Annotated in this window: 17 protein-coding genes; 12 read left to right on the top strand and 5 right to left on the bottom strand. The window is 61.6% G+C overall.

From position 1 onward, the window contains the following. The first annotated feature begins 213 nt into the window (after positions 1–213). Positions 214–1245, top strand: coding sequence for an Ldh family oxidoreductase (locus AD662_RS15590; RefSeq protein ID WP_018610399.1), 1032 nt, complete (start codon positions 214–216; stop codon positions 1243–1245). A 100-nt stretch (positions 1246–1345) separates the two neighbouring features. Further along, positions 1346–2059, top strand: coding sequence for a GntR family transcriptional regulator (locus AD662_RS15585; protein ID WP_003202123.1), 714 nt, complete (start codon positions 1346–1348; stop codon positions 2057–2059). 289 nt (positions 2060–2348) lie between these two features. On the opposite strand, the gene AD662_RS15580 is transcribed toward AD662_RS15585, so the two are convergent. Both AD662_RS15580 and AD662_RS15575 read right to left on the bottom strand, forming a co-directional pair. Next, positions 2349–3299, bottom strand: a complete 951-nt coding sequence (locus AD662_RS15580) for a PDR/VanB family oxidoreductase (RefSeq protein ID WP_053188607.1) — start codon at positions 3297–3299, stop codon at positions 2349–2351. Next, complete coding sequence (locus AD662_RS15575) at positions 3296–4381, bottom strand: aromatic ring-hydroxylating dioxygenase subunit alpha (protein ID WP_053188603.1); 1086 nt, start codon at positions 4379–4381, stop codon at positions 3296–3298. Before AD662_RS15575 ends, AD662_RS15580 begins: the two co-directional genes overlap by 4 nt. Before the next feature lie 280 nt (positions 4382–4661). Here AD662_RS15575 and AD662_RS15570 point away from each other — a divergent pair, with 280 nt between their 5' ends. The 5 genes from AD662_RS15570 to AD662_RS15550 all read left to right on the top strand — a co-directional run bounded on the left by AD662_RS15570 (position 4662) and on the right by AD662_RS15550 (position 12434). After that, positions 4662–5087 carry a GlcG/HbpS family heme-binding protein gene (locus tag AD662_RS15570; protein WP_018610403.1) on the top strand — a complete coding sequence of 142 codons (426 nt, stop codon included), beginning with the start codon at positions 4662–4664 and terminating at the stop codon, positions 5085–5087. Between the two features lie 119 nt (positions 5088–5206). Beyond that, the gene (locus AD662_RS29330; protein WP_156334913.1) at positions 5207–5407 is read left to right on the top strand and encodes a nucleoid-structuring protein H-NS; all 201 of its coding nucleotides are present in this window, start codon (positions 5207–5209) and stop codon (positions 5405–5407) included. A gap of 207 nt (positions 5408–5614) precedes the next feature. Next, positions 5615–6451, top strand: a complete 837-nt coding sequence (locus AD662_RS15560) for an AraC family transcriptional regulator (RefSeq protein WP_018610404.1) — start codon at positions 5615–5617, stop codon at positions 6449–6451. 54 nt (positions 6452–6505) lie between these two features. Next, positions 6506–7108 carry a LysE family translocator gene (locus AD662_RS15555; protein ID WP_018610406.1) on the top strand — a complete coding sequence of 201 codons (603 nt, stop codon included), beginning with the start codon at positions 6506–6508 and terminating at the stop codon, positions 7106–7108. 226 nt (positions 7109–7334) lie between these two features. After that, complete coding sequence (locus AD662_RS15550) at positions 7335–12434, top strand: dermonecrotic toxin domain-containing protein (protein ID WP_053188596.1); 5100 nt, start codon at positions 7335–7337, stop codon at positions 12432–12434. A gap of 54 nt (positions 12435–12488) precedes the next feature. Here the strand turns inward: AD662_RS15550 and AD662_RS15545 are convergent, their stop codons facing one another. Continuing rightward, complete coding sequence (locus tag AD662_RS15545; RefSeq protein WP_053188593.1) at positions 12489–13442, bottom strand: class I SAM-dependent methyltransferase; 954 nt, start codon at positions 13440–13442, stop codon at positions 12489–12491. Positions 13443–13661: 219 nt separating this feature from the next. After that, positions 13662–14345: a murein L,D-transpeptidase catalytic domain family protein gene (locus tag AD662_RS15540; RefSeq protein WP_018610412.1), complete on the bottom strand. Its 684-nt coding sequence runs from the start codon at positions 14343–14345 to the stop codon at positions 13662–13664. A 162-nt stretch (positions 14346–14507) separates the two neighbouring features. On the opposite strand from AD662_RS15540, the gene AD662_RS15535 reads away from it, so the two are divergent. Further along, positions 14508–16070 (top strand): L,D-transpeptidase family protein, encoded by a 1563-nt coding sequence (locus AD662_RS15535; RefSeq protein ID WP_053188590.1) that lies wholly within the window; start codon positions 14508–14510, stop codon positions 16068–16070. A 2-nt stretch (positions 16071–16072) separates the two neighbouring features. Here AD662_RS15535 and AD662_RS15530 read toward each other — a convergent pair whose 3' ends face one another. Beyond that, complete coding sequence (locus AD662_RS15530; protein WP_053179926.1) at positions 16073–16699, bottom strand: NAD(P)H-dependent oxidoreductase; 627 nt, start codon at positions 16697–16699, stop codon at positions 16073–16075. An 86-nt stretch (positions 16700–16785) separates the two neighbouring features. Between AD662_RS15530 and AD662_RS15525 the strand changes: the two genes are divergently transcribed. The 4 genes from AD662_RS15525 to AD662_RS15510 all read left to right on the top strand — a co-directional run bounded on the left by AD662_RS15525 (position 16786) and on the right by AD662_RS15510 (position 21509). Beyond that, positions 16786–17409: a TetR/AcrR family transcriptional regulator gene (locus tag AD662_RS15525; protein ID WP_033062763.1), complete on the top strand. Its 624-nt coding sequence runs from the start codon at positions 16786–16788 to the stop codon at positions 17407–17409. A gap of 540 nt (positions 17410–17949) precedes the next feature. After that, the gene (gene nirB, locus AD662_RS15520; protein WP_018610421.1) at positions 17950–20511 is read left to right on the top strand and encodes a nitrite reductase large subunit NirB; all 2562 of its coding nucleotides are present in this window, start codon (positions 17950–17952) and stop codon (positions 20509–20511) included. Next, the gene (gene nirD / locus AD662_RS15515) at positions 20511–20897 is read left to right on the top strand and encodes a nitrite reductase small subunit NirD (RefSeq protein ID WP_018610423.1); all 387 of its coding nucleotides are present in this window, start codon (positions 20511–20513) and stop codon (positions 20895–20897) included. Before nirB ends, nirD begins: the two co-directional genes overlap by 1 nt. 171 nt (positions 20898–21068) lie before the next feature. Further along, positions 21069–21509, top strand: coding sequence for a CBS domain-containing protein (locus AD662_RS15510; protein WP_018610425.1), 441 nt, complete (start codon positions 21069–21071; stop codon positions 21507–21509). Positions 21510–21512: the final 3 nt, after the last annotated feature.

Raw genomic sequence — 21512 nt, 5'->3', positions numbered from 1 at the left:
CGCCTCAAAACGGCGCGAACGTGGAGGAAGCCGCCAGACTAGGCAACGACGAGTGAGCAAAGGTGGTACATAGTTACCGCACGCTTTTTTTGACCCGCCAGGCCGGGCAGATGCCGTGGACAAGGATTGACAGTGCGCGCCTGAAACGGTGTTTAATCACCCGGCGGGTCCTTTACGCTGTTGCTACCTCCAACAATCATTCTGGAGCTTCAGATGTCTGCGCCATCCGATCATGCCGCTTCTTGCACCTTGTCTTTTGATGCTCTGGTGAGCTTGCTGGAGAAAATTTTCCTGCGTCATGGCACGTCGACCGAAGTCGCTCGGTGCCTGGCTGAAAACTGCGCCGGGGCCGAGCGCGATGGCGCCCACAGCCATGGGGTGTTTCGCATTCCCGGTTACGTCTCGACGCTCAACAGCGGTTGGGTCAACGGCAAGGCCGTGCCGGTGGTCGAGGACGTCGCGTCAGGGTTTGTCGCCGTGGACGCCAGCAACGGGTTTGCCCAGCCCGCCCTGGCCGCCGCGCGTCCATTGCTGGTGGCGAAGGCCCGCAGCGCCGGTATTGCCGTCCTGGCCATTCGCAATTCCCACCACTTTGCCGCCCTCTGGCCGGATGTCGAGCCGTTTGCCTATGAAGGCCTGGTGGCGTTGAGTGTGGTCAACAGCATGACGTGTGTGGTGCCCCATGGCGCGGACCGTCCATTGTTCGGCACCAATCCCATTGCCTTCGCCGCACCACGGGCTGACGGTGAGCCGATTGTCTTCGACCTTGCCACCAGCGCCATTGCCCACGGCGACGTACAGATTGCTGCACGCAAGGGCGAGTTGTTGCCGCCAGGAATGGGCGTGGACAGCCTCGGCCAGCCGACCCGCGACCCCAAGGCGATTCTCGAAGGTGGAGCGCTTCTGCCCTTTGGCGGGCACAAGGGCTCGGCGTTGTCGATGATGGTCGAATTGCTGGCGGCAGCCCTGACGGGCGGCAATTTTTCCTTCGAGTTCGACTGGCATAACCATCCGGGCGCCAAGACCCCGTGGACCGGTCAGTTGTTGATCGTGATCGACCCAAGCAAGACCGCCGGGCAAAACTTCGCCGAGCGCAGCCAGGAACTGGTCAGGCAGATGCATGGCGTCGGGTTGCGGCGCTTGCCGGGAGACCGTCGCCATCGCGAGCGCAGCAAATCCAATGAGCACGGGATTACCTTGGACGAGCAGACCTTGGCGCAGTTGCGCGAGTTGGCGGGGATTTGAACAACCCGCTGTGGCGGCCAGCCTGGCTGCCACTGCCTTGCCGTGACACGCTGCGCCAAGCCTTCTACTATGACGGCTTCTTTTCTGTGGAATCGCCTGGATGAGTAAGCCCGGCCAAACGGTGCTGGTTGCGCTGCGCAAGATGATCGCCTCGGGTGAGTTGGCCGCTGGCGAGCGCTTGATGGAAATCCCCACGGCCGAGTTGTTCGGCGTTTCGCGCATGCCGGTGCGCATGGCGTTCCGCACCCTGGAGCAGGAAGGGTTGCTGGTGCGCTTCGGCGGGCGAGGTTTCCAGGTCCGTTCGGTCAGTGCCGAGCAGATCGCCGGGGCCGTGGAGGTGCGTGGCGTACTGGAGGGCCTGGCGGCACGGCAGACGGCCGAGCACGGTTTGTCTGAAGAGGCCCGCGCGATACTCGAGCAATGCCTGGTGCAGGGCGATGAACTGTTCGCCAAGGGCTATGTGACCGAGGACGACCTGGAGGTCTATCATGACCTCAACATGCGTTTTCATCAGGTGATCGTCGAAGGCAGCCACAACCCGGCGATTGCCGATGCCCTGGCCCGCAACGATCATCTGCCATTCGCCTCAGTCACCGCCCTGGCGGTGGATCGCCAGAACATGGCCGGCGAATTTCGCCGCTTCAACTATGCCCATATGCAACACCACTCGGTGTTCGACGCCCTGATCAACCGCCAGAGCGGCCGCGCCGAGGCAATCATGCGCGAGCATGCCAACGCGACCCTGCGTTACGCCGAAGTCTTCGGCTCGACGCTGGCTGACGAGCGAATGACGGTGATTCTTCGCTCGGAATGAACAGCCCCAGTTGTGAATGACTGCTGGATTCGTGAGCCCACCACAAATCCCCCTGTGGGAGCGGGCTTGCTCGCGAAAGCGGTGGGTCAGCTTGCATCAATGCTGGATGTTCCGACCTCTTCGCGAGCAAGCCCGCTCCCACAATATTTACCGAGTGGATGCTGGATTTGTGAACTCACCACAAATCCCCTGTGGGAGCGAGCTTGCTCGCGATAGCAGTGTGTCAGTCACCATCAATACTGCTGAGCCGACGCCATCGCGAGCAAGCTCGCTCCCACAATGTCCTGTGTTAGAGGTCGAGTACCAGGATCGGTGTCTTGGACCTGGAACAACACGGCGTGAACTGGTCGTTGCAGGCCTGTTCAGCCTCGGTCAGAAACATGTCCCGATGCTCCGGCACACCTTCCAGTACACGGGTCAGGCAGGTGCCGCAGACACCTTGTTCGCACGAGATCGGGATCTCGACCCCATGGCGCTCCAGCGCCTGCACCACACTGCAGTCCGCTGGCACGTCGAACACTTGGCCGCTGCGGGCCAGCTTGACCGAAAAACTGCCATCGGCACGGGTGTCGGTAGGGGCGGCGGCAAAGTATTCGCGGTGCAGGCAGGTTTCCTGCCAGCCCTGGCTCTTGGCGGTGTCGAGGATGTGTTGCATGAACCCGCCAGGGCCGCAGACGTAGAGGTGCGCGTCGTCACTGGGCGCAGCCAACACCCTGGCGGCGTCCAGCAGGGTTTCAGGTTCTTCATCGAAATGCAGGAAGACCCGGTCGGCATAAGGAGACTGGCGCAGGCGCTCGACAAAGGCCGCTCGGTCCCGGGCGCGGGCGCAGTAATGCAGCTCGAACACCCCACCATTCTGGGCCAGGTGCTCGGCCATGCACAGGATCGGCGTAATGCCGATGCCGCCGGCAAACAGCAGGCTGCGCCGGGCTTGCGGGGCGAGAGCGAACAGGTTGCGCGGTTCGCTGATGTGCAAGCGCATACCTGGCTGGATCAGCTCATGCAGGCTGCTCGAACCACCGCGGGACGCCGGATCCTTGAGCACGCCGATGAGGTAGCGGTGCCGCTCCTCGGGATGGTTGCACAGCGAGTACTGGCGAATCAGCCCGCCAGGCAAGTGCACATCGATATGGGCGCCGGCGGTGAAGGCCGGCAACAGCTGACCATCGACACGCATCAATTCGTAGCTGCAGATATCGAGGGCTTCGTTGTGTCGCGCCGCGACCTGGACTTCGATCATGACCGTTGCTCCACCTGTTGCGGTTGATGGCTGCTGGCGATCAACCCGGCCTGTGCTTCCCGTTCCCGTGCGATCCAGCGCTCCAGCACCCGGCGAGACTGTACGCCGCCCGCGTCGATGTTGAGTTTGAGCAAATTGCGTTGCGGATGGTCCAGCAGGTTGCGCTGCTGGCGTTCGAGCATTTCCAGGTCTTCGCTGAAAATCTTGCCCTGGCCTTCGCGAATGGACGCGGTGAGGGCGTCATCCTGTGGTTGGAAGTGCCGGGCCATGCCCCAGAAGTACCAGATCGACGTCTCGGTTTCCGGCGTGATGAAATCCACCACGATGCTCGACGCCTTGAATTGCGGCGCGGCGTGATAACCGCCGTTGCCGGCATGGGCCACGCCGACTTCGATCAGCACATGGCTGGGCGGGGTGAAGCGGCAGATCTGCCAGCGGTCCACCGGCACGTCGTCGGCCAGGTTGTTGCCGCGCAAGGCCATGCGCCAGAACGGCGGGGCCATGATGTTTTCCATGTGCCGGGCGGTGACCACTTCATCACCTTCGACCGTGGTCACCGGCGGCGCCTCGTCGATTTCCTTCTGGCCGATGCTCGAGGCGTGGACGTAGGTTTCGTGGGTCAGGTCCATCAGGTTGTCGATCATCAGGCGATAGTCGCACTGGATATGGAACAGGCCGCCACCGTAGGCCCACTCATCGTTTTCGGCCCATTCCAGGTGGTGGATCAGTGCCGGATCGGCCAGCGCCTGGTCACCGGGCCAGACCCAGATGAAGCCATACCGCTCCTGTACCGCAAAGGTCTTGTTGCAAGGGAAGCCTCGTACTCGTTGCCCCGGCATCTCGACGGTCTTGCCGTCGCCGCCCATCACCAAGCCGTGATAGCCGCACACCAGGTTGCCGTTTTCGACATAGCCCAAGGAGAGCGGGGCGCCGCGATGGGGGCAGAAGTCTTCCACCGCCGCGACCTTGCCTTCATGCCCCCGGTAAAAAACCATCTTCTCACCACAGATCTGACGACCCAGGGGCTTGTCGGCGATTTCATCGGGGGTGCAGGCAACGTACCAGGCATTTTTGGGGTACATGAGGGATCTCCAGGCGGATGTTGTTCTTGTCTGTGGATCCATTAACTCTCTTAACTAATTTATCTGTCAACATTTTTGCTGTGTTTACGGACAATTGGTTGAGTGGTGGATCCATTGAGGTGAAATGGATGTTCGTGTCACCCGCGGTAGATCGCCGGCCCCCGGGCTTCAATGAACCGCTGGATGTGCGCTATGGTTCGCAGAAGGAAATATTCCTCGGCTTGCTGGGCGGGCGCCTGATTGTCTCGCGGGCCTCCTGTGGCATAGCACGGAGTGATCCATGAAAAGCAAAGCGGTATTGACTGAGCAGGACGTTGCGCAATTGCTGGTGGCGGCCAAGGAGCTGGCTCACCAGCGTCAATGGGCGGTGTCGGTTTGTGTGGTGGACGACGGTGGTCATCCCCTGGGGCTGCTGCGCCTGGACGATGCCTCGCCGTTGTCGGCCTATATCGCCACCGAAAAAGCCCGCACGGCCGCCATGGGGCGGCGTGATAGCAAGGTTTTCGAAGACATGATCAATGGTGGTCGTTACGCGTTTCTCAGCGCTCCGCACCTGCAGGGGATGCTTGAAGGTGGGGTGAGCATTCGTCATGACGGGCAGTGCATTGGTGCCATCGGGGTGTCAGGGGTCAAGGCTGAGCAGGATGCTGAATTGGCTCGTTTGGCGGTGGAGACGGTGTTGCCAGCGATCACTCCGGATGCCTGAGGTGGGATCGGCCGGTTTTGTTGACCGGGTACATATCCATTTTCGCGGTAACGGCGGCTTAGGGTTCCGCTCTTACAGCGGCTCACTTTTGAAGAGCGCAAAAGTAAGCAAAACGCTTTATGCCCCACCACTCGGCACCTCGCTTAGGCTCGGTGTGCCCTCACTCCGGCATTGCTCCGTGGGCCCGCCGCGAAGGGCCATCCATGGCCCAGCGCGGCTATCCCGGCATCCATGCCGGGATGCCCACTCCACAATGCCTGCGTTCGGCCATCGTGGTTAACGGGGCGTCCGAGATCAACGTCCACCACGAGGCGGCCTGATAGCCGACCTGGTTCTTGGTGGAGACCGCGTTTTTTCTGTGGGAGCAAAGCTTGCTCGCGATAGCGGTGGGTCAGTCACAGATGCATCTACAGACCGAACACCATCGTGAGCAGACCCGAATTCCACAAGGCCTGCACAAATCTTCCAGACACTCTCCTCATCAGCAGTTAATCTGCCAAGAGCACATTCACCAAGCAGGATAGGGCATGACGGCGCGCAACTGGATCGATCTCAAGCAGGACGCCACGTCCGGGATCGAGACCGTGCGCGCGCATTTCGAGGGGCATGCCTATGATCCCCATTGGCATGATGCCTATCTGGTGGGCGTGACCGAGCAGGGGGTGCAGCAGTTTCATTGCCGGCGCCAGCAGCACAACAGCACGCCGGGCAAAGTGTTCCTGCTCGAGCCCGGCGAGCTGCATGACGGCAATGCCCCCCACGACCACGGGTTTACCTACCGCACGTTGTACCTGGAGCCTCAATGGCTGGAGCGCGAATTGCGTTCCTTGTTCGACGTGGCGCCGGACAACGCCCAGTTGGGGTTTGCCGCGACCCTGACCGACGATGCGCGGCTGGCGAGTGCCACGGCCATGGCTTTCCAGAGCCTGCACGAGCAGGAGATTCGCATCGTGCGCCAGACGGCCCTCGATACGCTGTTGGCCAACCTGACCCAACACCTGCACTGGCGGGCGCGGATCAACCCGGATCCGCGGCTGCCATTGGTGGCGCAGCAGGCCCGGGATTATCTGCACAGTCACCTGAGCGAAGACATCGGCCTGGATGACCTGGCGCAGGTCACCGGCGTGGATCGTTTCCGTCTGACCCGTGCGTTCAAGGCGGCTTTTGGCCTGGCGCCCCATGCCTATCTGATCCAGTTGCGCCTGGCCCGCGCCCGGCGCCTGCTGGCGCGTGGCGAGAGTGCCGTGGCAGTGGCGGCCATGCTCGGTTTTGCCGACCAAAGCCACCTGGGCCGCTGGTTCCAGCGCGCCTATCGCCTGAGCCCGGCGGACTACCGCAAGCGCTGCTCAATTGTTCCAGACTGATCACGGCTTCATGGGGATGATCAAGCGATCGATCATTCACCGAGATGTTGCTCAATGGACCAGTTACTGCCGTTTGCCGTGTTCGCGTTTGTCGCCTCCATCACCCCGGGCCCGACCAATATCCTGGTGCTGAGCCATAGCTCGCGCTTCGGCTTGGCAACCACTGTGCCGATCATCCTCGGTGCCTGCACGGCAGCGGCCTTGCTGGTGCTTTTGGTCGGCACCGGGTTGGGGGACGTGCTGGCGCGCCATGCCACGATTCAGACGCTGCTCTCATGGGCGGGCATCGCCTGGTTGAGTTGGATGGCCTGGCAGATTTTCAGCGCCCCGGCCCAGGCCATCGACCCGGACCGGCCGGTCGAAGGCCCGCGGCTGGGTCTGGCGGGGGCTGCCGGTTTGCAGTTGGTGAACCCGAAAACCTGGATGATGGCGTTGGCGGTGGTCAGCGTCTTCGCGGGGACGGAGGCCGACCGCACCGTGCGGGTCCTCTGGCTGTCCTTGGCGTTCTTTGCCATTTCGATCCCGTGCATGACCGCCTGGGCCTACCTGGGCCGCGGCGCCGCCAGGTTCTGCCGTTCGGCCGTGGCGATGGGCCGATTCAATCGGGTCATGGCGGTGATGCTGCTGGTGTCGGCGTGGTTGACGCTGGTGGTCTGAGCGGCTGACAGAATTGTAACTTTTCTCTCGAAACCTCCAGGTTGCCGGCCGAGTCGGACCTTGTACCGCCCCTGTTTCCCGTCCCCACGCCATGTAAATACATCCCTACACGCCTCGCAACCCCTTGCAACGGTTGGATGATTTCAAAGAGCGCTTGTTTTCGAGAGCATCGCAGGCGCTTCTTCGCGCTCGAACAACCAATCAACTCCAAGGAAGGAGGTTTCTCATGTCTGCCCCAGAGACTCATATTGAATTTATCCAAGCCAGGCTACCCGCTTGGTTGAAACGAGCGTCCCGGGTTCACCAGGAACGCTTCAAGGTCCTTACCCAACAACTGCAGCGCGATAGCGATGCACTCAACGCACTGTTGGTTGATCTTCCTGTACCGCAGACCTTTACCTATGACGTGTTGGCCGCCCAACCGGAGGTGCAAGCCTGGGAAGTCGTGAGCGGCCCTGTCGATGGCACTCGTATTGCCGTCGACGCAGTGCGCCGGGCACGAGTCAAGCGCGCTCCATATACCCCTTCGCAATCACTGATCGAAGCGGCAATGCGCAACTATCCGCCTGCCGATGCCGCCACCGACAGCGATTTCGATAAAAAAGGCCAGCTTTTCATCCAAGGTAATCCGCAAGAGTTCTACCAGTGGGATGTCCCGGTGGACTCCGTGGTTTTGCCCACGACGCCGGCCGAGTTCGCGCGCATCTGTCGCCGCGCGAACGTGGGGGGCGCTTACCGCAAGGCACTTGAACGCAAATTGCCTCGCATCCGCAGCACGGTGCCTACTGTCGCGAGCGCCTACATGGCGTATGCCCGCAGCCTCCTGGCCCACGACGCTTACGAGGCGAAACTGGACGGGCGCCTCGATGATGTCGGCGAACGGCTGTTGGCCGATGCCGGCGTGCACCTTGAGAACAAGCCTGTTGTCCCTTTGGCCTGTGAGATCAAGTCGCTCGAATTTTTATCGGTGCCACTGTTCGGCGCCCGGGTGTATTGGGGTGTGAAAGGAGACGCCAATGGGGTGCGACCGATCGTCTTGCACATCCCTCATGATCCGGTTGCACCCGTGAGGCAGTTCCCCAGTTTACAAGCCATGTCGGCGGAACTGACCGCCAGAGTCCGCCAACGCAGCTATCGCCAGAGCCTGATGCGTTATTTCCCGCTGCGCTTGCAGGCCCAACTGGGTGAGGCCTTGCATGATCAAGTGGAATGGAGAGTAGAGCCTCACCCGAACTTGATCCAGGAGATTTATGGCCGGATCAGTGGCTGGCGCGATGGCGAGCGAGGCGAGGACGGCAGTCGTAGGCGCATTCGGATCCCTGTTCCGAGGGTGACCTGGAGCCTGAGGGATCTACGCGTTGACCCTTGGCATGCCTACTACCACGAATGGCGCGGCAATACCTTGGCAAATGCCGCAGCGCTGATGGTGCCGACCGAAGATCTCGACTGGCAGGCGCTGCTGGCTCGTCTTGCTTATTGGGAAGGTCTTGTCGAACGTTCGCTGATGCTCACCGCGGTCTTTTTTCCGTTCTTCGCCCCTATCGGAATGGCCGCTGCGGTAGTAGGGGGCGTTCGCCTGGTGTATGAAATTTTCGAGGGCATCCAGGCTTTCAACGAAGGCCATTCCCAGGAAGCCATCGAACATATCTTCAATGTACTGTTCGGGATTGCCCAAGGTGCTTATCTGGGATTCGTAGGCGCGGTCATCGAACCCATGCCGGTCAGTGACGGGAGCACGCGTCTGTGGAACGGCGATGTCGAGCCTTTCGCCGCACGGCGGCTGCCGCCAGTGGAGGCTGTGCAGGACGCCTGGGGTGTCTGGCGCACGGCAGACGACGCCTGGGTGCAAGTCGAGGAGCGTTATTTCGAGGTGCGTGGTGCGGGCGACAACCTGGCGCTGCGCCTGCCTGCCGGGCACCGAGGCGTGAGGCCGCCCTTGGAGTGGAGTCGTACCCGCGGCTGGCAGTGGGCGCATCGAAATCCCTTGCAACGAAGCAACTTGCAATTGCTGCACAATTTTGCCGAGACACCGAGCGAACTCGACGACAGTGCAATCCTTGCAGTGCAGCGACAGGTCGGCATCAGCGAGGCGCATTTGCGGCATCTGCAAGTCGAGGGACACCCGATGCCGGCGATCTTGTCCGATGCCTTGGCTGAAGCACGCAATTGGCGATGGGTGCGACATACCATTGAGCAATTGAACCTCGATAAGGCGCCAGGCCGGGTGCATTTTCGTACCCTGCAAATTTTGCTCGAACTGCCGGGTTGGCCTGAAGGGGTTGCAGTGCATTACAACGACGGAGAACAGCTTTACTCCCTGGGCAATGCAACCAGCAGGCGTAGCCTTCTGCTGAGCGAATCGGATCTGGAGGATGATACCTGGGCGAGCCGCATCCTGGCCGGCTTCAGCACGGATGAACAGGCTGCACTGTTGGGGCAAAACAGCTTCGGCCTGAGCGCGCTGGAGCGCAGCCGTCGGCTTGCCGGACTTTGGGCCCGGCAGTTGGAAAACAATACGAAACGGATCATTGCCGGTATGGCCCGCCCCACTGGGCTCGATCCGTTGGCAGCCCCCCTGGTGCGGGATTTTCCGGGCCTGCCAGAATCAATGGCCACTGAGCTTGCCAGCCAATCGGTGGGACAGGACCGTGTACGCCTGCGGGAAGGGCGCGTGAGTGCGGGCCTTGGTAGCCAGTGCGCCGAGGCGCTGCGTGAGCTGCGCCTCTCCCGTGCCTTGCGCGATCTGGAGCGCGGCGAAAGCAGTGCCGACCGGGATCGTATCGTCATGGGCCTGGTGGGGCGCACTCCCCAATTGCAGAGCCGGGTGCGACTGCGTCTGTTGTTGCGCGAAGCCCTGAGTCCAATCGAGGTGGGCGAGGCGGGGCCCTGGAAGATCATCCGCCAGGAAGACGAGCTGTACCGGCCCTTTGACGATGAAGGGAACGAACTCGCTGATGCATTGGGCCTGGAAGACGCGTTGCTCAGGGCGATGCCGGACGACGCACGGCAAGCGCTGGGCTTGAACATCTGGGAAGGGACGATGCTTCGGACCCGCTTGCTTGCCCAAGCCCTGGATGATCGGCAAGGGTTGCGTCCCTATTTGATGATGAGGCGCCTCGACACGAGCGGGGCTCGTCTGCAATGGATTAATGGACGCCTGGGTTATCCGGCCAGCGGACGTGGACGGCTCCCGCTGATGGCCTGGCGGCATGGGCTCTCGGAGCGTCTCGAGCAGCTATATCCTAGCTATGCGGGGCCTGATCTTGAGATGCTAAAAGATACCCTGGCCCAGCAGGCGAGGAGCCAGGGCGTCGAGTTGCAGAGCTTTGTCACTCGGCTGGAAAATGAATGGACGACGCTTGACAATGAGCTGCAGCAATGGGAGACGCATCAAGGGTTACATCACCCAGCCGAAGGCAGCGTCGATGTCGAGGTTCGGCTTTCACAGCGTAGGGCTGTGGCTGCGCAAATTCGTAGCGCCTGGCGGCGTGTGCCGGATCCCGGTAACGAAGGCAGCGACATGGCATTGCGCTTGGGGGGGCAAAACATTGGCCGTTTGCCGCCGATCAGTGTGGGTTTTGAACACATCGAAGAGTTGGTTCTGATAGACATGGGCCTGAGCGAAGACCCTTCGGACTTTTTGCGCCTGTTTCCCAATATCGATACGTTGCACCTGCAGGGTAATCAACTCACTGCAATCCCACTGGCTGCCGGCCAATTGCGTGGGCTGATGGAACTCTCATTGAGCGCAAACCCGCTCGCCCTGACCGCTGATGTATTCGCCCCTTTGCTCGGCCCCGATTTGGCTCCACAGCTGGAAATCCTGGACCTGTCCGGAATCCGTAGCAACACCGGGATGGCGGTCAGTGCTATCGGCCGTCTGGCCGAGCTTCCATCGTTGCGTGAGGTGTCCTGGAGCGACAACATCCATTTCACCGAGGAGCAATTGCGAGCCATCACCGCTTTACCTCAATTGAGTTCGTTGGATTTGTCGCGCTGCGGCCTGCGCCTGGATGAGGAGGGCAGTCAATTCCTGCGAAGCGCCACCGCCCTGGAGGACCTGAGCCTCAACGGCAATAATTGCAGGGATTTGCCAGACTTGCCTGAGCTTGTTGCACTCCGGGACCTGGAGCTGTCCGACACGGGGCTCACGCGGGTACCGGCGCTGGCGTTGGCGATGCTGTCGAGGCCATCGGCTGAAGAGGTCGACAGTATCGATCTCAGCAACAATAACATCACCGATATTCAGGACGACCTGCTGCCTGTTCTTGAGCGGCTGCAAGGGGGCAGCGTTGGCGTGTTGCTCGACGACAACCCGCTGCCCAGCGTACAAATAAACGCACTTCACCAGTGGGATAACGGAATTTTCAGATACACCATCGATGATTGGTTGTATATCAACCCAGGACTACGGAGCGCACTGGAAGCCGCCCGCGACGATGCCGTAAACCGTGAGTTCATCGACTGGTTTTCAGGGATGATGCGTGACTCGGATCGCCGTACGGCATTGGGCTTGACCTTCCAGGTTCGTACAAGGGGTGCCTTCATTCTGGAGCATTTCATCGGCTATCAAAACGCGAATGAGCCCCTATCAACGGCAGTTACCGATTTCGATCAGCGGATGACCGAACTGCGCGTGCGCCTGCGGGACCGAACCCTGGACAGGTTAAAACCGAATATCTGGGAGTTAGAACTGCACATGATGATGTTCGAGTCGGTTCTACGGGCTCGTCTGGCGCAGCAAAGTGTGCCGTTCGCAAGTTTCCTGGTGGACCAATACACTTATTGGACTCACGTGCAGATTGAGCGTTTTCCCGATGCGCTGGAGCGACAGCCCCATATGACCCGGGAACACTTCATCAACTGGCTCAGCGATGCACAGGACACCTTCAATAACAACGATCAAAATCCTCGGGTCGGGGAAATGATCTGGCGGCCTTATCTCGGGATCATGTCCGAGGCTTGGGCCGAAGGTCTGGAGGCCTGGGCGGGGGTAGACGAAACGATTATCGATGCCTACAGCGAGTCCGTGAACCCGTCCAGTTGGCCCCAGGTGCTGCTGGATAACCTTGCACGACCGGATGCCGACCTGCCTAGTGCATGGGAGCCAGTCACACAAGGCGATCAGCACGTCTGGCGCCGCACGCCGCTCGAACCGGTGGCGGATGTAGAGTGGACCGCTGGTCAACCGGTGACCCTGACCGAAGACCAGCTACGACGAACCATGGCTATCTACCGTTCGGTCAGAAGTCAGCAAATCGAGGCCCAGGTACGGCGAATAACAGCAGACCTGGTCAACCCTTGGTGGCCGCTGCGACCGCGCTAGTCTCTCACACGCATAAGATGAAGAGGCCCGCCGCGGCGGGTCTCTTCGCATGTGTTATCCCGCGCCAGGCGTCGCCGACTTGAAAACCAATGCTTTCAACCCGCAAGCCATATCGGCGTCAGGAAACTCCGGCGGATTGTCCAGGCGCGCTTCGAACACCAGCCCGGGCGCTTCGCGGGTAACGCCGTCGATGAGGAAGTCCGGGCCGGTGGCCGGGTCGTTGCTGCAAGCCAGCACCGTGCCGTGGGTGGCCAACAGTTCCGGCAGGCGGCGCAATACCCGCTGGTAATCCTTGGTCAGCAGGAAGCTGCCTTTCTGGAAGGTCGGCGGATCGATGATCACCAGGTCGTACGGGCCACTGTTGATCACCTTGCCCCAGGACTTGAACAAGTCGTGGCCGAGGAAACTCACCTGGCTCAGGTCGTGGCCGTTCAGTCGATGGTTGTCGCGGCCTCGGCTCAGGGCTGCGCGGGACATGTCCAGATTGACCACATGCTGCGCGCCGCCAGCGATGGCCGCCACCGAGAAGCCGCAGGTGTAGGCGAACAGGTTCAGTACCCGTTTGCCCTCGGCGTTGGCCCGGACCCAGTCGCGGCCATAACGCATGTCGAGGAACAGGCCGTTGTTCTGCTTTTTGCCCAGGTCGATCCGGTAGCGCAGGCCACCTTCGGTCAAGGTCCATTCGTCAATGGGCTCGCCCACCAGCCATTGGGTGAGGCTTTGCGGCAGGTAGCGGTGCTGCACCGCCAGTGTATGGGCCTTGCTGTGTTGCCAGGCCGGCGACGTAGTGAGAGCCAGCAGTGTCGCGATCAAATCGTCCAGGTGCGTGGGTTCCGGCTCCTTGAACAGCGAGACCAGCACCACCCCTTGCAACCAGTCAACCGTGATCTGCTCCAGGCCTGGCCAGCAGCGTCCGCGGCCATGGAACAGGCGCCGGGTTTCTTCCGGCACCGATTCCAGGGCGGTCAGCAAATGGTCGTGAAGGGTTTGAAGGACTACGCAATTCATTCAGGCAACGCCAGGGATTCGAAAGGCCGGCATTTTAACCACAGGTGAACCCGACGCAATCCCTGTGGCGAGGGAGCTTGCTCCCGCTATGCGGCATCGTAGGAGCTGTCGAGTGTAACGAGGCTGCGATCTTGTTCCAGGCAGTTGAGTCGCAAGCAAACGAGCAAAAGATCGCAGCCTTCGGCAGCTCCTACAGAGCCAGCAGGAACAAGGTGCCACCTAACCGCCGCTGGTAGCCAAAATACTGGCAACCTGTTGCGGCTGGCAATTGAGATAGGCCGAACGCTTGAGCCAACCCGGGTCCGGGTACCAGGAAAACATGAATTGACCGCCCTTGAGCTTGTCGATCACCTGGCGCGCCACCTGGGGGCGTACGGCAGGGCAGCCCTGGCTGCGCCCGATGCGTCCCTGGCGCACGCTCCACAACGGGTTCACGTAGTCGGCGGCATGGATCACGATTGCCCGATCACGGGCCTGGTCATTGAAACCCGGCTCCAGGCCGTCCATGCGTAGCGAATAGCCGTGGGCACCCTGGTAGCTTTCCTGGGTGCGAAACAGGCCCAGGCTGGACTGGTAGCTGCCCAGGCGATTGGAAAATTGTGTCGCGAAGTTTTCCCCGGACTTTTGTCCATGGGCCACCAGATCGCGCAACACCAGCTTTTTCTGGCGCAGGTCGAAGATCCACAGGCGACGGGCGGTGGAGGGTTGCGAGTAGTCGATGACCGCCAGGTGACGGGCTGGGTTGGCACCGTTGGCGACCGCACATTGCATGGCGCTCAAGGCACTTTTGAGCGCCAGGGGATTGAGTTCCGGCGCTGCGTAGGCGAGGCTGTGGTAGAGCGTTTTCGAATTCGCCTTTTTTTCCGCCAGCGCCGGGCTGCAAATGACGCCCAGGCCCAGCATGACCAGACAGAATCGGCGCAAAAAGCCCTGTACAGGCGAAGCGTTTCCAGCGTGGTGTTCGTTAGCGGCATCCCGTCCGATTTTGATTGTTTGCATGATGGCGGGTCGTACCTGTCGCAAAATTCACCGTCAACGAGACGGCCATGGATTGGAGTAAAGCAGTTGTTCAAAAAGTCCGCATGTTACCTGAGCCTTTTATTGCTCACTGCGCCATTGGTCGCGACAGCCGAAGACAGCGATCCGGCATTCGTGCAGACCACACTGGCGCAACTGGCGGTCGCGTGCCCGGACGTCGCGGCGGGCGTCGACTTTCCGACGCTGCTCGACTTGCAGGCGTTCTATCAGCAAAACGCAGGCCAGGAAATCTGGTCGGACGACGAACGACGGGGGGCGTTGCAGTTCCAGTTGCAACAATTGGCCGATGACGGCCTGGATCCAACACGCTATGGCCTGCCGGTCGAGGGGGCAGCCCAGGGCGCTCACTGCGTCGACATCGCCATCAGCCAGCGCTACCTGCAAGCCTTGCATGACCTGCGTTTCGGCTACCTGCCCCAAGCCCGGCTGGAGCCGGTATGGAAGGCCAACCCGCCACCGCAGGATCATCAGGCCGTGGTGCTGGCCATCGCCGGCCTCGGCCTGCGGGACGTCGCCGCTGCTTTTGAACAGGCCCGCCCGAACCTGGACCTTTATCGCAACCTGCGTGGCCTCTATGCCCGGCTGCGGCAACAGCCTCTATCCGACTGGCAACCCGTGCCGAGCGGACCGCTGCTACAACCGGACAAGCAGGACGCCCGCGTACCCGCCCTGGCCCAGCGACTGTTCAGCGAGGGCTACCTGAGTACACCGCCGCTGCTGACCGATGAGCACTACAGCCCCACACTGGTGGACGCGATGAAAAGCTTCCAGACCCAGCATTCGCTGCAGGCCGATGGCGTGGTGGGACCGTGGACCGTGACCGAGCTGAACGTCAGCCCGGCCACGCGTCGCGAGCAGTTGCGCATCAATCTGGAACGCATGCGCTGGCTGGCCCAGGACGTGGAGAACGATAGTGTCCTGGTCAACGTGGCGGCGGCCCAGTTGACGGTTTATCGAGGCGGCGCGCCAGTCTGGCAAACCCGCACCCAGGTGGGCCGAGCGCAACGGCAGACACCGTTGCTCAAATCCCATGTCACCCGGCTGACGCTCAACCCGACCTGGACCATTCCGCCGACCATCATGCGTGAAGACAAACTGCCCGAGATTCGCCGCGATCCGGAGTTTCTCGCCCGTCATAACCTGCGGATCCTCGACAGTGAAGGCCTGCCGTTGCTGGCAGAGGATATCGACTGGGAGCACCCGGGCAACGTCATGCTGCGCCAGGATCCAGGTCCGAAGAACCCGTTGGGCAAAATGGCGATCCGCTTTCCCAATCCGTTCTCGGTGTACCTGCATGACACCCCGAGCCAGGCGCTGTTCAGCAAAGGCCCGCGAGCCTTCAGTTCAGGCTGCGTGCGGATCGAGCAAGTGATGAGCTTGCGCGACCTGCTGGTAAGCCCGGCCGAACGCGCGCGTACCGATACGCTGCTGGCCACCGAGACGACCCATGAATTCCGGTTGGCCCGGCCCGTGCCGATCCTGCTGGGGTACTGGACAGCACAAGCGGACAGCCAGGGCCAGCCGTTGTACATCCCGGATATCTATGCTCGTGACGCGACACTGTCTGCTGCCCGGGGTCGAGCACTCTGAGGTCACGCGCAGGCGGTGGCGGCGTGTGTGGTCTCGTCGAGCGTCGTGAACAGCCGCTGGCCGATAACGCTAGCGGCCTGCAAATGCTGGTGCGGATCGACGGTTTCCGATTCGAGCAAACGTTGGGAGCTCACCACGCGGGCGCCGCAGTAATCGAAAATGCCATGGTCGATCTGCGTGGTCATCGCCTCGCCGTAACCGTGGCGCTGGAAGCTGTCGGCATCGGCGCCACCGACCGCCACCAGGTGCACCCGCAAGTGCTGCAGTTGTTGGACAAACGGCTTGTCGAGGCTGAAATCGAATGCCCAGCCGTTGGAAAACACCCGGTCGATCCAGCCCTTGAGCAGCGCCGGCATGGACCACCAGTAAATCGGATAGACCAGCACCAACGTATCGGCACGATCAATCCTGGCTTGTTCGGCCAGCACATCCGCGGGCGGCAAGGCTTCGCGGTGGTGAACGGCATGGTCGGCGAAGCTGAAGCGCGGATCGAAGCCTTCGGCGGCCAGGTCGGCGATCTCGAACGTATCGGCGGGGTTGGCGCGGGTGATGCCCTCGGCGATTTTTCCGGCCAGGCTGTGGGTGAGGGAACGAGGGTCGTGGTGAGCCACAACGATCAATGCATGCATGGCGAAACTCCTTCTGGTCACGCAGTCTGGAAGACAGGTATGCTGGGTTAAGTTACGGTTAGTAAGTTACGGTTGGTAAAGTTAGCATGTCAAGCACTGACGAACATCCGCAGTCTTCACCTCGTCGTCGTTTATCCCGGCATGACCGGCAGCGACAATTGCTGGATGTCGCCTGGCGACTGGTGAGGGAGGAGGGCAGCGACGCCCTGACATTGGCTCGGCTGGCGGATCAGGCGGGGGTGACCAAGCCGATCGTCTACGACCACTTCATCACCCGGTCCGGGTTGCTGGCGGCGCTGTACCAGGATTTCGACGCCCGCCAGACCGCGTTGATGGACGCGGCCCTGGACGCCAGCGACGCGACCCTGCAAAGCCGGGCGGCGGTGATTGCTTCTTCCTACGTCGAGTGCGTGCTGTTGCAAGGTCGGGAGATTCCCGGGGTGATCGCGGCATTGACCAGCTCGCCGGAACTGGAACGCATCAAGCGCGAATACGAGGGGATTTTCCTCGACAAGTGCCGCGCCGTGCTGGAACCGTTCGCCGGCACGAAAGGCATCGCCCAGGCCGGTTTGCGGGCGATGCTGGGAGCGGCGGAGGCCCTGTCCAACGCCGCTGCCACCGGGGAGATCAGCGCTGGCGAGGCGAAGGAAGAGCTTCTTGTCAGTATCGTTGCGATGGTGAACAGGACCGTCGACACCCTTTCAAGCTGAACCACCGCCATCGCGAGCTCACCACTTACCTCTGTGGGAGCGAGCTCGCTCGCGATGGCGGCGGCACATCCGGCATCTTTGCCCACTGACCGACTGATATCGAGAGCAAGCCCTTCCTGAGGGCGGGCTGCACTTTTATGAAGCCGCAGGCGGGGTGATCGCACCATCGCAAGGCAGTTGGCGATGCTTGCGCAGCGGAGGTGGGCGCCGGTTGGCTTGCGGTGACTGAGCTGGCCTCTTCGCGGGCAAGCCCGCTCCCACAGGGGATTGTGGGTGAACGGGAGGGCGTGAATAAGGGGGGACGCAGGTTTGGCACGCTCGCTGCAAGAGGCTATCCAGGCCCACCGCGAACACAGTCGAGTGGGCAGCCCCGTCGGTCAACGAAGATCGAGTGCCAGCAGGCCGGGGGACAACGGTAGGTCAGGGCGCAGTCGCCGGGCCGATACCGCACAGAACAGGCAAAGACGCCTGGAACCGCAAGGTTTCAGGCGTCTTTTTTTTGCTTTCAAAATCGTGATGGGCTTTTGTCGGGTGCTTTTTATGAATTCCAACGTTGCTTCTCTGAACAAGCTGCAAACGCTGATCGTGATCGGCAATGGCATGGTCGGCCATCACTGTGTCGAGCAACTGATCGAGCGCGGTGCCCTCAATCATTACCGTGTGCATGTGTTCAGCGAAGAGCCGATGCGTGCCTACGACCGTGTGCACCTGTCCGAGTACTTCTCGGGTCGCGATGCCGAGTCCCTGGCCCTTGGCGAAGCGTCGTTGTACCAGACTCCCGGCGTGACGTTGCACCTGGGTGTGCCGGTGCTGGAAATCGACCGTGACGCGCATCAGGTGGTGACCGCCCATGATCGCCTTCACTACGACAAACTGGTGCTCGCCACCGGTTCCTACCCGTTCGTGCCACCGATTGAAGGCGCCGAAGGCGATTCGTGCCTGGTCTATCGCACCCTGGAAGACTTGGACGCGATCCGCGCTGCTGCCAGCAATGCCCGTCGTGGCGTGGTGGTCGGTGGCGGCCTGCTGGGCCTGGAAGCGGCCAACGCCCTGAAGACCCTGGGCCTTGAAGCCCATGTGGTGGAATTCGCCCCCCGGCTGATGCCGGTGCAACTGGATATCCAGGGAGGCTTGGCCCTCAAGGCCCGTATCGAGAAGCTGGGCGTCGGCGTGCACCTGTCCAAGGGCACTCAGTCCATCAGCGCCGGTGAACAGTACCGTTATCGGATGAACTTCGGCGACGACGATTTCCTGGAAACCGACCTCATCGTGTTTTCCGCCGGTATCCGTGCCCAGGATGCCTTGGCTCGTCAGTGCGACCTGCAGATCGGCCCGCGCGGTGGCGTGGTGATCGACGACCATTGCCAGAGCAGCGACCCAGACATCTACGCCATCGGCGAATGCGCGGCCTGGAACGGCAGCATTTTCGGCTTGGTCGCCCCGGGTTACCAAATGGCCCGCAATGTCGCGGCCCGGCTGTGCGGCGAAAGCGCTGAAGCCTTCACCGGCGCCGACATGTCGACCAAGCTCAAGTTGCTCGGTGTGGACGTTGGCTCCATCGGCGACGCCCATGGCAACACCCCGGGGTCGCGCAGCTTCCAATTCATCGACGAAACCAGCGCCAGCTACCGGCGACTGGTGGTGGACGCCGATGGCAAACGCGTGATCGGCGCGGTGCTGGTGGGCGACAACAGCTACTACGACACCTTGCTGCAATACATGCAGAACGGTATCGCCTTGCCCAAGGACGCTGCCAGCCTGATCCTGCCCTCGTCCGCAGGCGCCCCGACCCTGGGCCCGGCGGCGTTGCCCGAAACCGCCACCCTCTGCTCGTGCCACAACGTCACCAAGGGCTCGATCTGCTCGGCCATCGACGGTGGCTGCACTGATCTGGGCCAGCTCAAATGCGACACCAAGGCCGGTACCGGGTGTGGTGGTTGCGCGGCCCTGGTCAAGCAAGTGTTCGAGCATGAGTTGACTGCCCGCGGCGTCAGCGTCGACAAGAGCCTGTGCGAACATTTCGCCTACACCCGCCAGGAGTTGTATGCGCTGGTGCGGGTGGAAGGCATCATCAGCTTCGACGAACTGCTGGCCAAGCACGGTCGTGGTCACACCGGTTGCGACCTGTGCAAGCCGGCGGTGGGCTCGATCCTGGCGTCGTGCTGGAACCAGCCGATCATGGACCCGTCCCTGGTGCCGTTGCAGGACACCAACGACACCTTCATGGCGAACATGCAGAAAAACGGCACCTACTCGGTGGTACCGCGTATCGCCGGTGGGGAAATCACCGCCGACAAGCTGATCGCCATCGGCGTGGTCGCCAAGAAATACGACCTCTACACCAAGATCACTGGCGGCCAGCGTATCGACCTGTTCGGCGCCCAGTTGCACCAGTTGCCGGACATCTGGGCCGAACTGATCGAAGCCGGTTTCGAAACCGGGCATGCCTACGGCAAATCCACGCGCACGGTGAAATCCTGCGTGGGCAGCACCTGGTGCCGCTACGGCGTGCAGGACAGCGTGCAGATGGCCCTGACCATCGAGGATCGCTACAAAGGCCTGCGCTCGCCGCACAAGCTCAAGTTCGCGGTGTCCGGTTGCACCCGCGAGTGCGCCGAGGCCCAGAGCAAGGACGTCGGCGTGATCGCCACCGAGAAGGGCTGGAACCTCTATGTGGCTGGCAACGGCGGCATGCGCCCGCGTCACGCCGAGCTGTTCGCCACGGACCTGGATGACGCCACGCTGATCCGCTACATCGACCGCTTCCTGATGTTCTACATCCGTACCGCCGACAAACTGCAACGGACCTCGGTCTGGCGCGAAAGCCTGGAAGGCGGCCTGGACTACCTCAAGGACGTGATCATCCACGACAGCCTGGGCCTGGGCGCCGAGCTCGAAGCCCAGATGCAACTGGTGGTCGACCGCTACGAATGCGAATGGGCCAATGCCCTCAAGGATCCGGACAAACTCAAGCGTTTCCGCACCTTCGTCAACGATGGGCGCGGCGATCCGGATGTTCATTTCGTCAGGGAACGCGGCCAGCGCCGGCCGGTTCACGCCCACGAACTCCACCTGATTCCCGTTACCGAGGAGGTGCTCTGATGAGCCAGTCAAACGTCGTTCGTATTCCCGCCCGCAATGTCGCCCAGGAACCGGCGCAATGGCGTGCCCTGTGCAGCCGCGACGACCTGGTGCCCAACTCTGGCGTGGTCGCCTGGCACGACGGCAGCCAAGTGGCGTTGCTGTACCTGCCCGAGCATCAGGACAAGCCGCTGTACGCCATCGACAACCGCGACCCCAAGTCGGGTGCGAACGTCATCGGCCGCGGTCTGTTGGGCAGCATCAAGGGTGACCTGGTGATTGCCTCGCCGATGTACAAGCAACATTTCCGCCTGGAAGACGGCCATTGCCTGGAATACCCGGAACAAAGCCTGCGGGTATGGCCGGTGCGGCTCAACGGCGATGTGGTGGAGATTGGCGAAGACTGATCTGCGCAATCGCTGCGTTCGTGGTGTTGTAGTGGTGCTTTTGTGGCGAGGGAGCTTGCTCCCGCTGGGCTGCGGAGCGGCCCCAAGCTTTTGCGGACGCTGCGCAACCGAGCGGGAGCAAGCTCTGGCCACAACAGCGGGTCAGATTTTATTGAAATTTGGGGATGAACAATGAAAACCGCCGCCCAACTGGTAAGACTCAAGAGCGTGCAGAACCAGCAGGTCCACAGCATCGCACCGGAGCAGACGGTGCTCGAAGCGCTACAGATCATGGCCGAGAAAAATGTCGGTGCGCTGCCGGTGATCGAGGACGGCCAGGTGGTGGGTGTGTTCAGCGAGCGGGACTACGCGCGCAAGATGGTGCTCAAGGGGCGTTCATCGGTGGGGACGACGGTGCGCACCATCATGAGCGCGCCAGTGATCACCGCCGACAGCCAGCAAAGCATCGACCGTTGCATGGAAGTCATGACCGACAGCCACTTGCGGCACCTGCCGGTGCTGGATAACGGGCAGTTGATCGGCCTGCTGTCCATTGGTGACCTGGTGAAAGAGGCGATTGTCGAGCAGGCGGATTTGATCCGGCAGTTGGAGCACTACATTCGCGGGCATTGAACC

Origin of the sequence: Pseudomonas kilonensis, assembly GCF_001269885.1 — a bacterium.
In the GTDB taxonomy this organism is placed as follows: Bacteria; Pseudomonadota; Gammaproteobacteria; order Pseudomonadales; family Pseudomonadaceae; genus Aquipseudomonas; species Aquipseudomonas kilonensis.
This window is presented reverse-complemented; position numbering and strand designations above follow the sequence as displayed.

Bases quoted from the DNA above. Each gene is read 5' to 3' on its own strand.
- AD662_RS15525 (WP_033062763.1), top strand. From the start codon at position 16,786: ATGTCAAGCACTGACGAACATCCGCAGTCTTCACCTCGTCGTCGTTTA.
- AD662_RS15540 (WP_018610412.1), bottom strand. From the start codon at position 14,345: ATGCTGGGCCTGGGCGTCATTTGCAGCCCGGCGCTGGCGGAAAAAAAG.
- AD662_RS15530 (WP_053179926.1), bottom strand. From the start codon at position 16,699: ATGCATGCATTGATCGTTGTGGCTCACCACGACCCTCGTTCCCTCACC.
- nirB (WP_018610421.1), top strand. From the start codon at position 17,950: ATGAATTCCAACGTTGCTTCTCTGAACAAGCTGCAAACGCTGATCGTG.
- AD662_RS29330 (WP_156334913.1), top strand. From the start codon at position 5,207: ATGCCCCACCACTCGGCACCTCGCTTAGGCTCGGTGTGCCCTCACTCC.
- AD662_RS15560 (WP_018610404.1), top strand. From the start codon at position 5,615: ATGACGGCGCGCAACTGGATCGATCTCAAGCAGGACGCCACGTCCGGG.
- AD662_RS15575 (WP_053188603.1), bottom strand. From the start codon at position 4,381: ATGTACCCCAAAAATGCCTGGTACGTTGCCTGCACCCCCGATGAAATC.
- AD662_RS15585 (WP_003202123.1), top strand. From the start codon at position 1,346: ATGAGTAAGCCCGGCCAAACGGTGCTGGTTGCGCTGCGCAAGATGATC.
- AD662_RS15550 (WP_053188596.1), top strand. From the start codon at position 7,335: ATGTCTGCCCCAGAGACTCATATTGAATTTATCCAAGCCAGGCTACCC.
- AD662_RS15590 (WP_018610399.1), top strand. From the start codon at position 214: ATGTCTGCGCCATCCGATCATGCCGCTTCTTGCACCTTGTCTTTTGAT.
- AD662_RS15570 (WP_018610403.1), top strand. From the start codon at position 4,662: ATGAAAAGCAAAGCGGTATTGACTGAGCAGGACGTTGCGCAATTGCTG.
- AD662_RS15580 (WP_053188607.1), bottom strand. From the start codon at position 3,299: ATGATCGAAGTCCAGGTCGCGGCGCGACACAACGAAGCCCTCGATATC.
- nirD (WP_018610423.1), top strand. From the start codon at position 20,511: ATGAGCCAGTCAAACGTCGTTCGTATTCCCGCCCGCAATGTCGCCCAG.
- AD662_RS15510 (WP_018610425.1), top strand. From the start codon at position 21,069: ATGAAAACCGCCGCCCAACTGGTAAGACTCAAGAGCGTGCAGAACCAG.
- AD662_RS15545 (WP_053188593.1), bottom strand. From the start codon at position 13,442: ATGAATTGCGTAGTCCTTCAAACCCTTCACGACCATTTGCTGACCGCC.
- AD662_RS15555 (WP_018610406.1), top strand. From the start codon at position 6,506: ATGGACCAGTTACTGCCGTTTGCCGTGTTCGCGTTTGTCGCCTCCATC.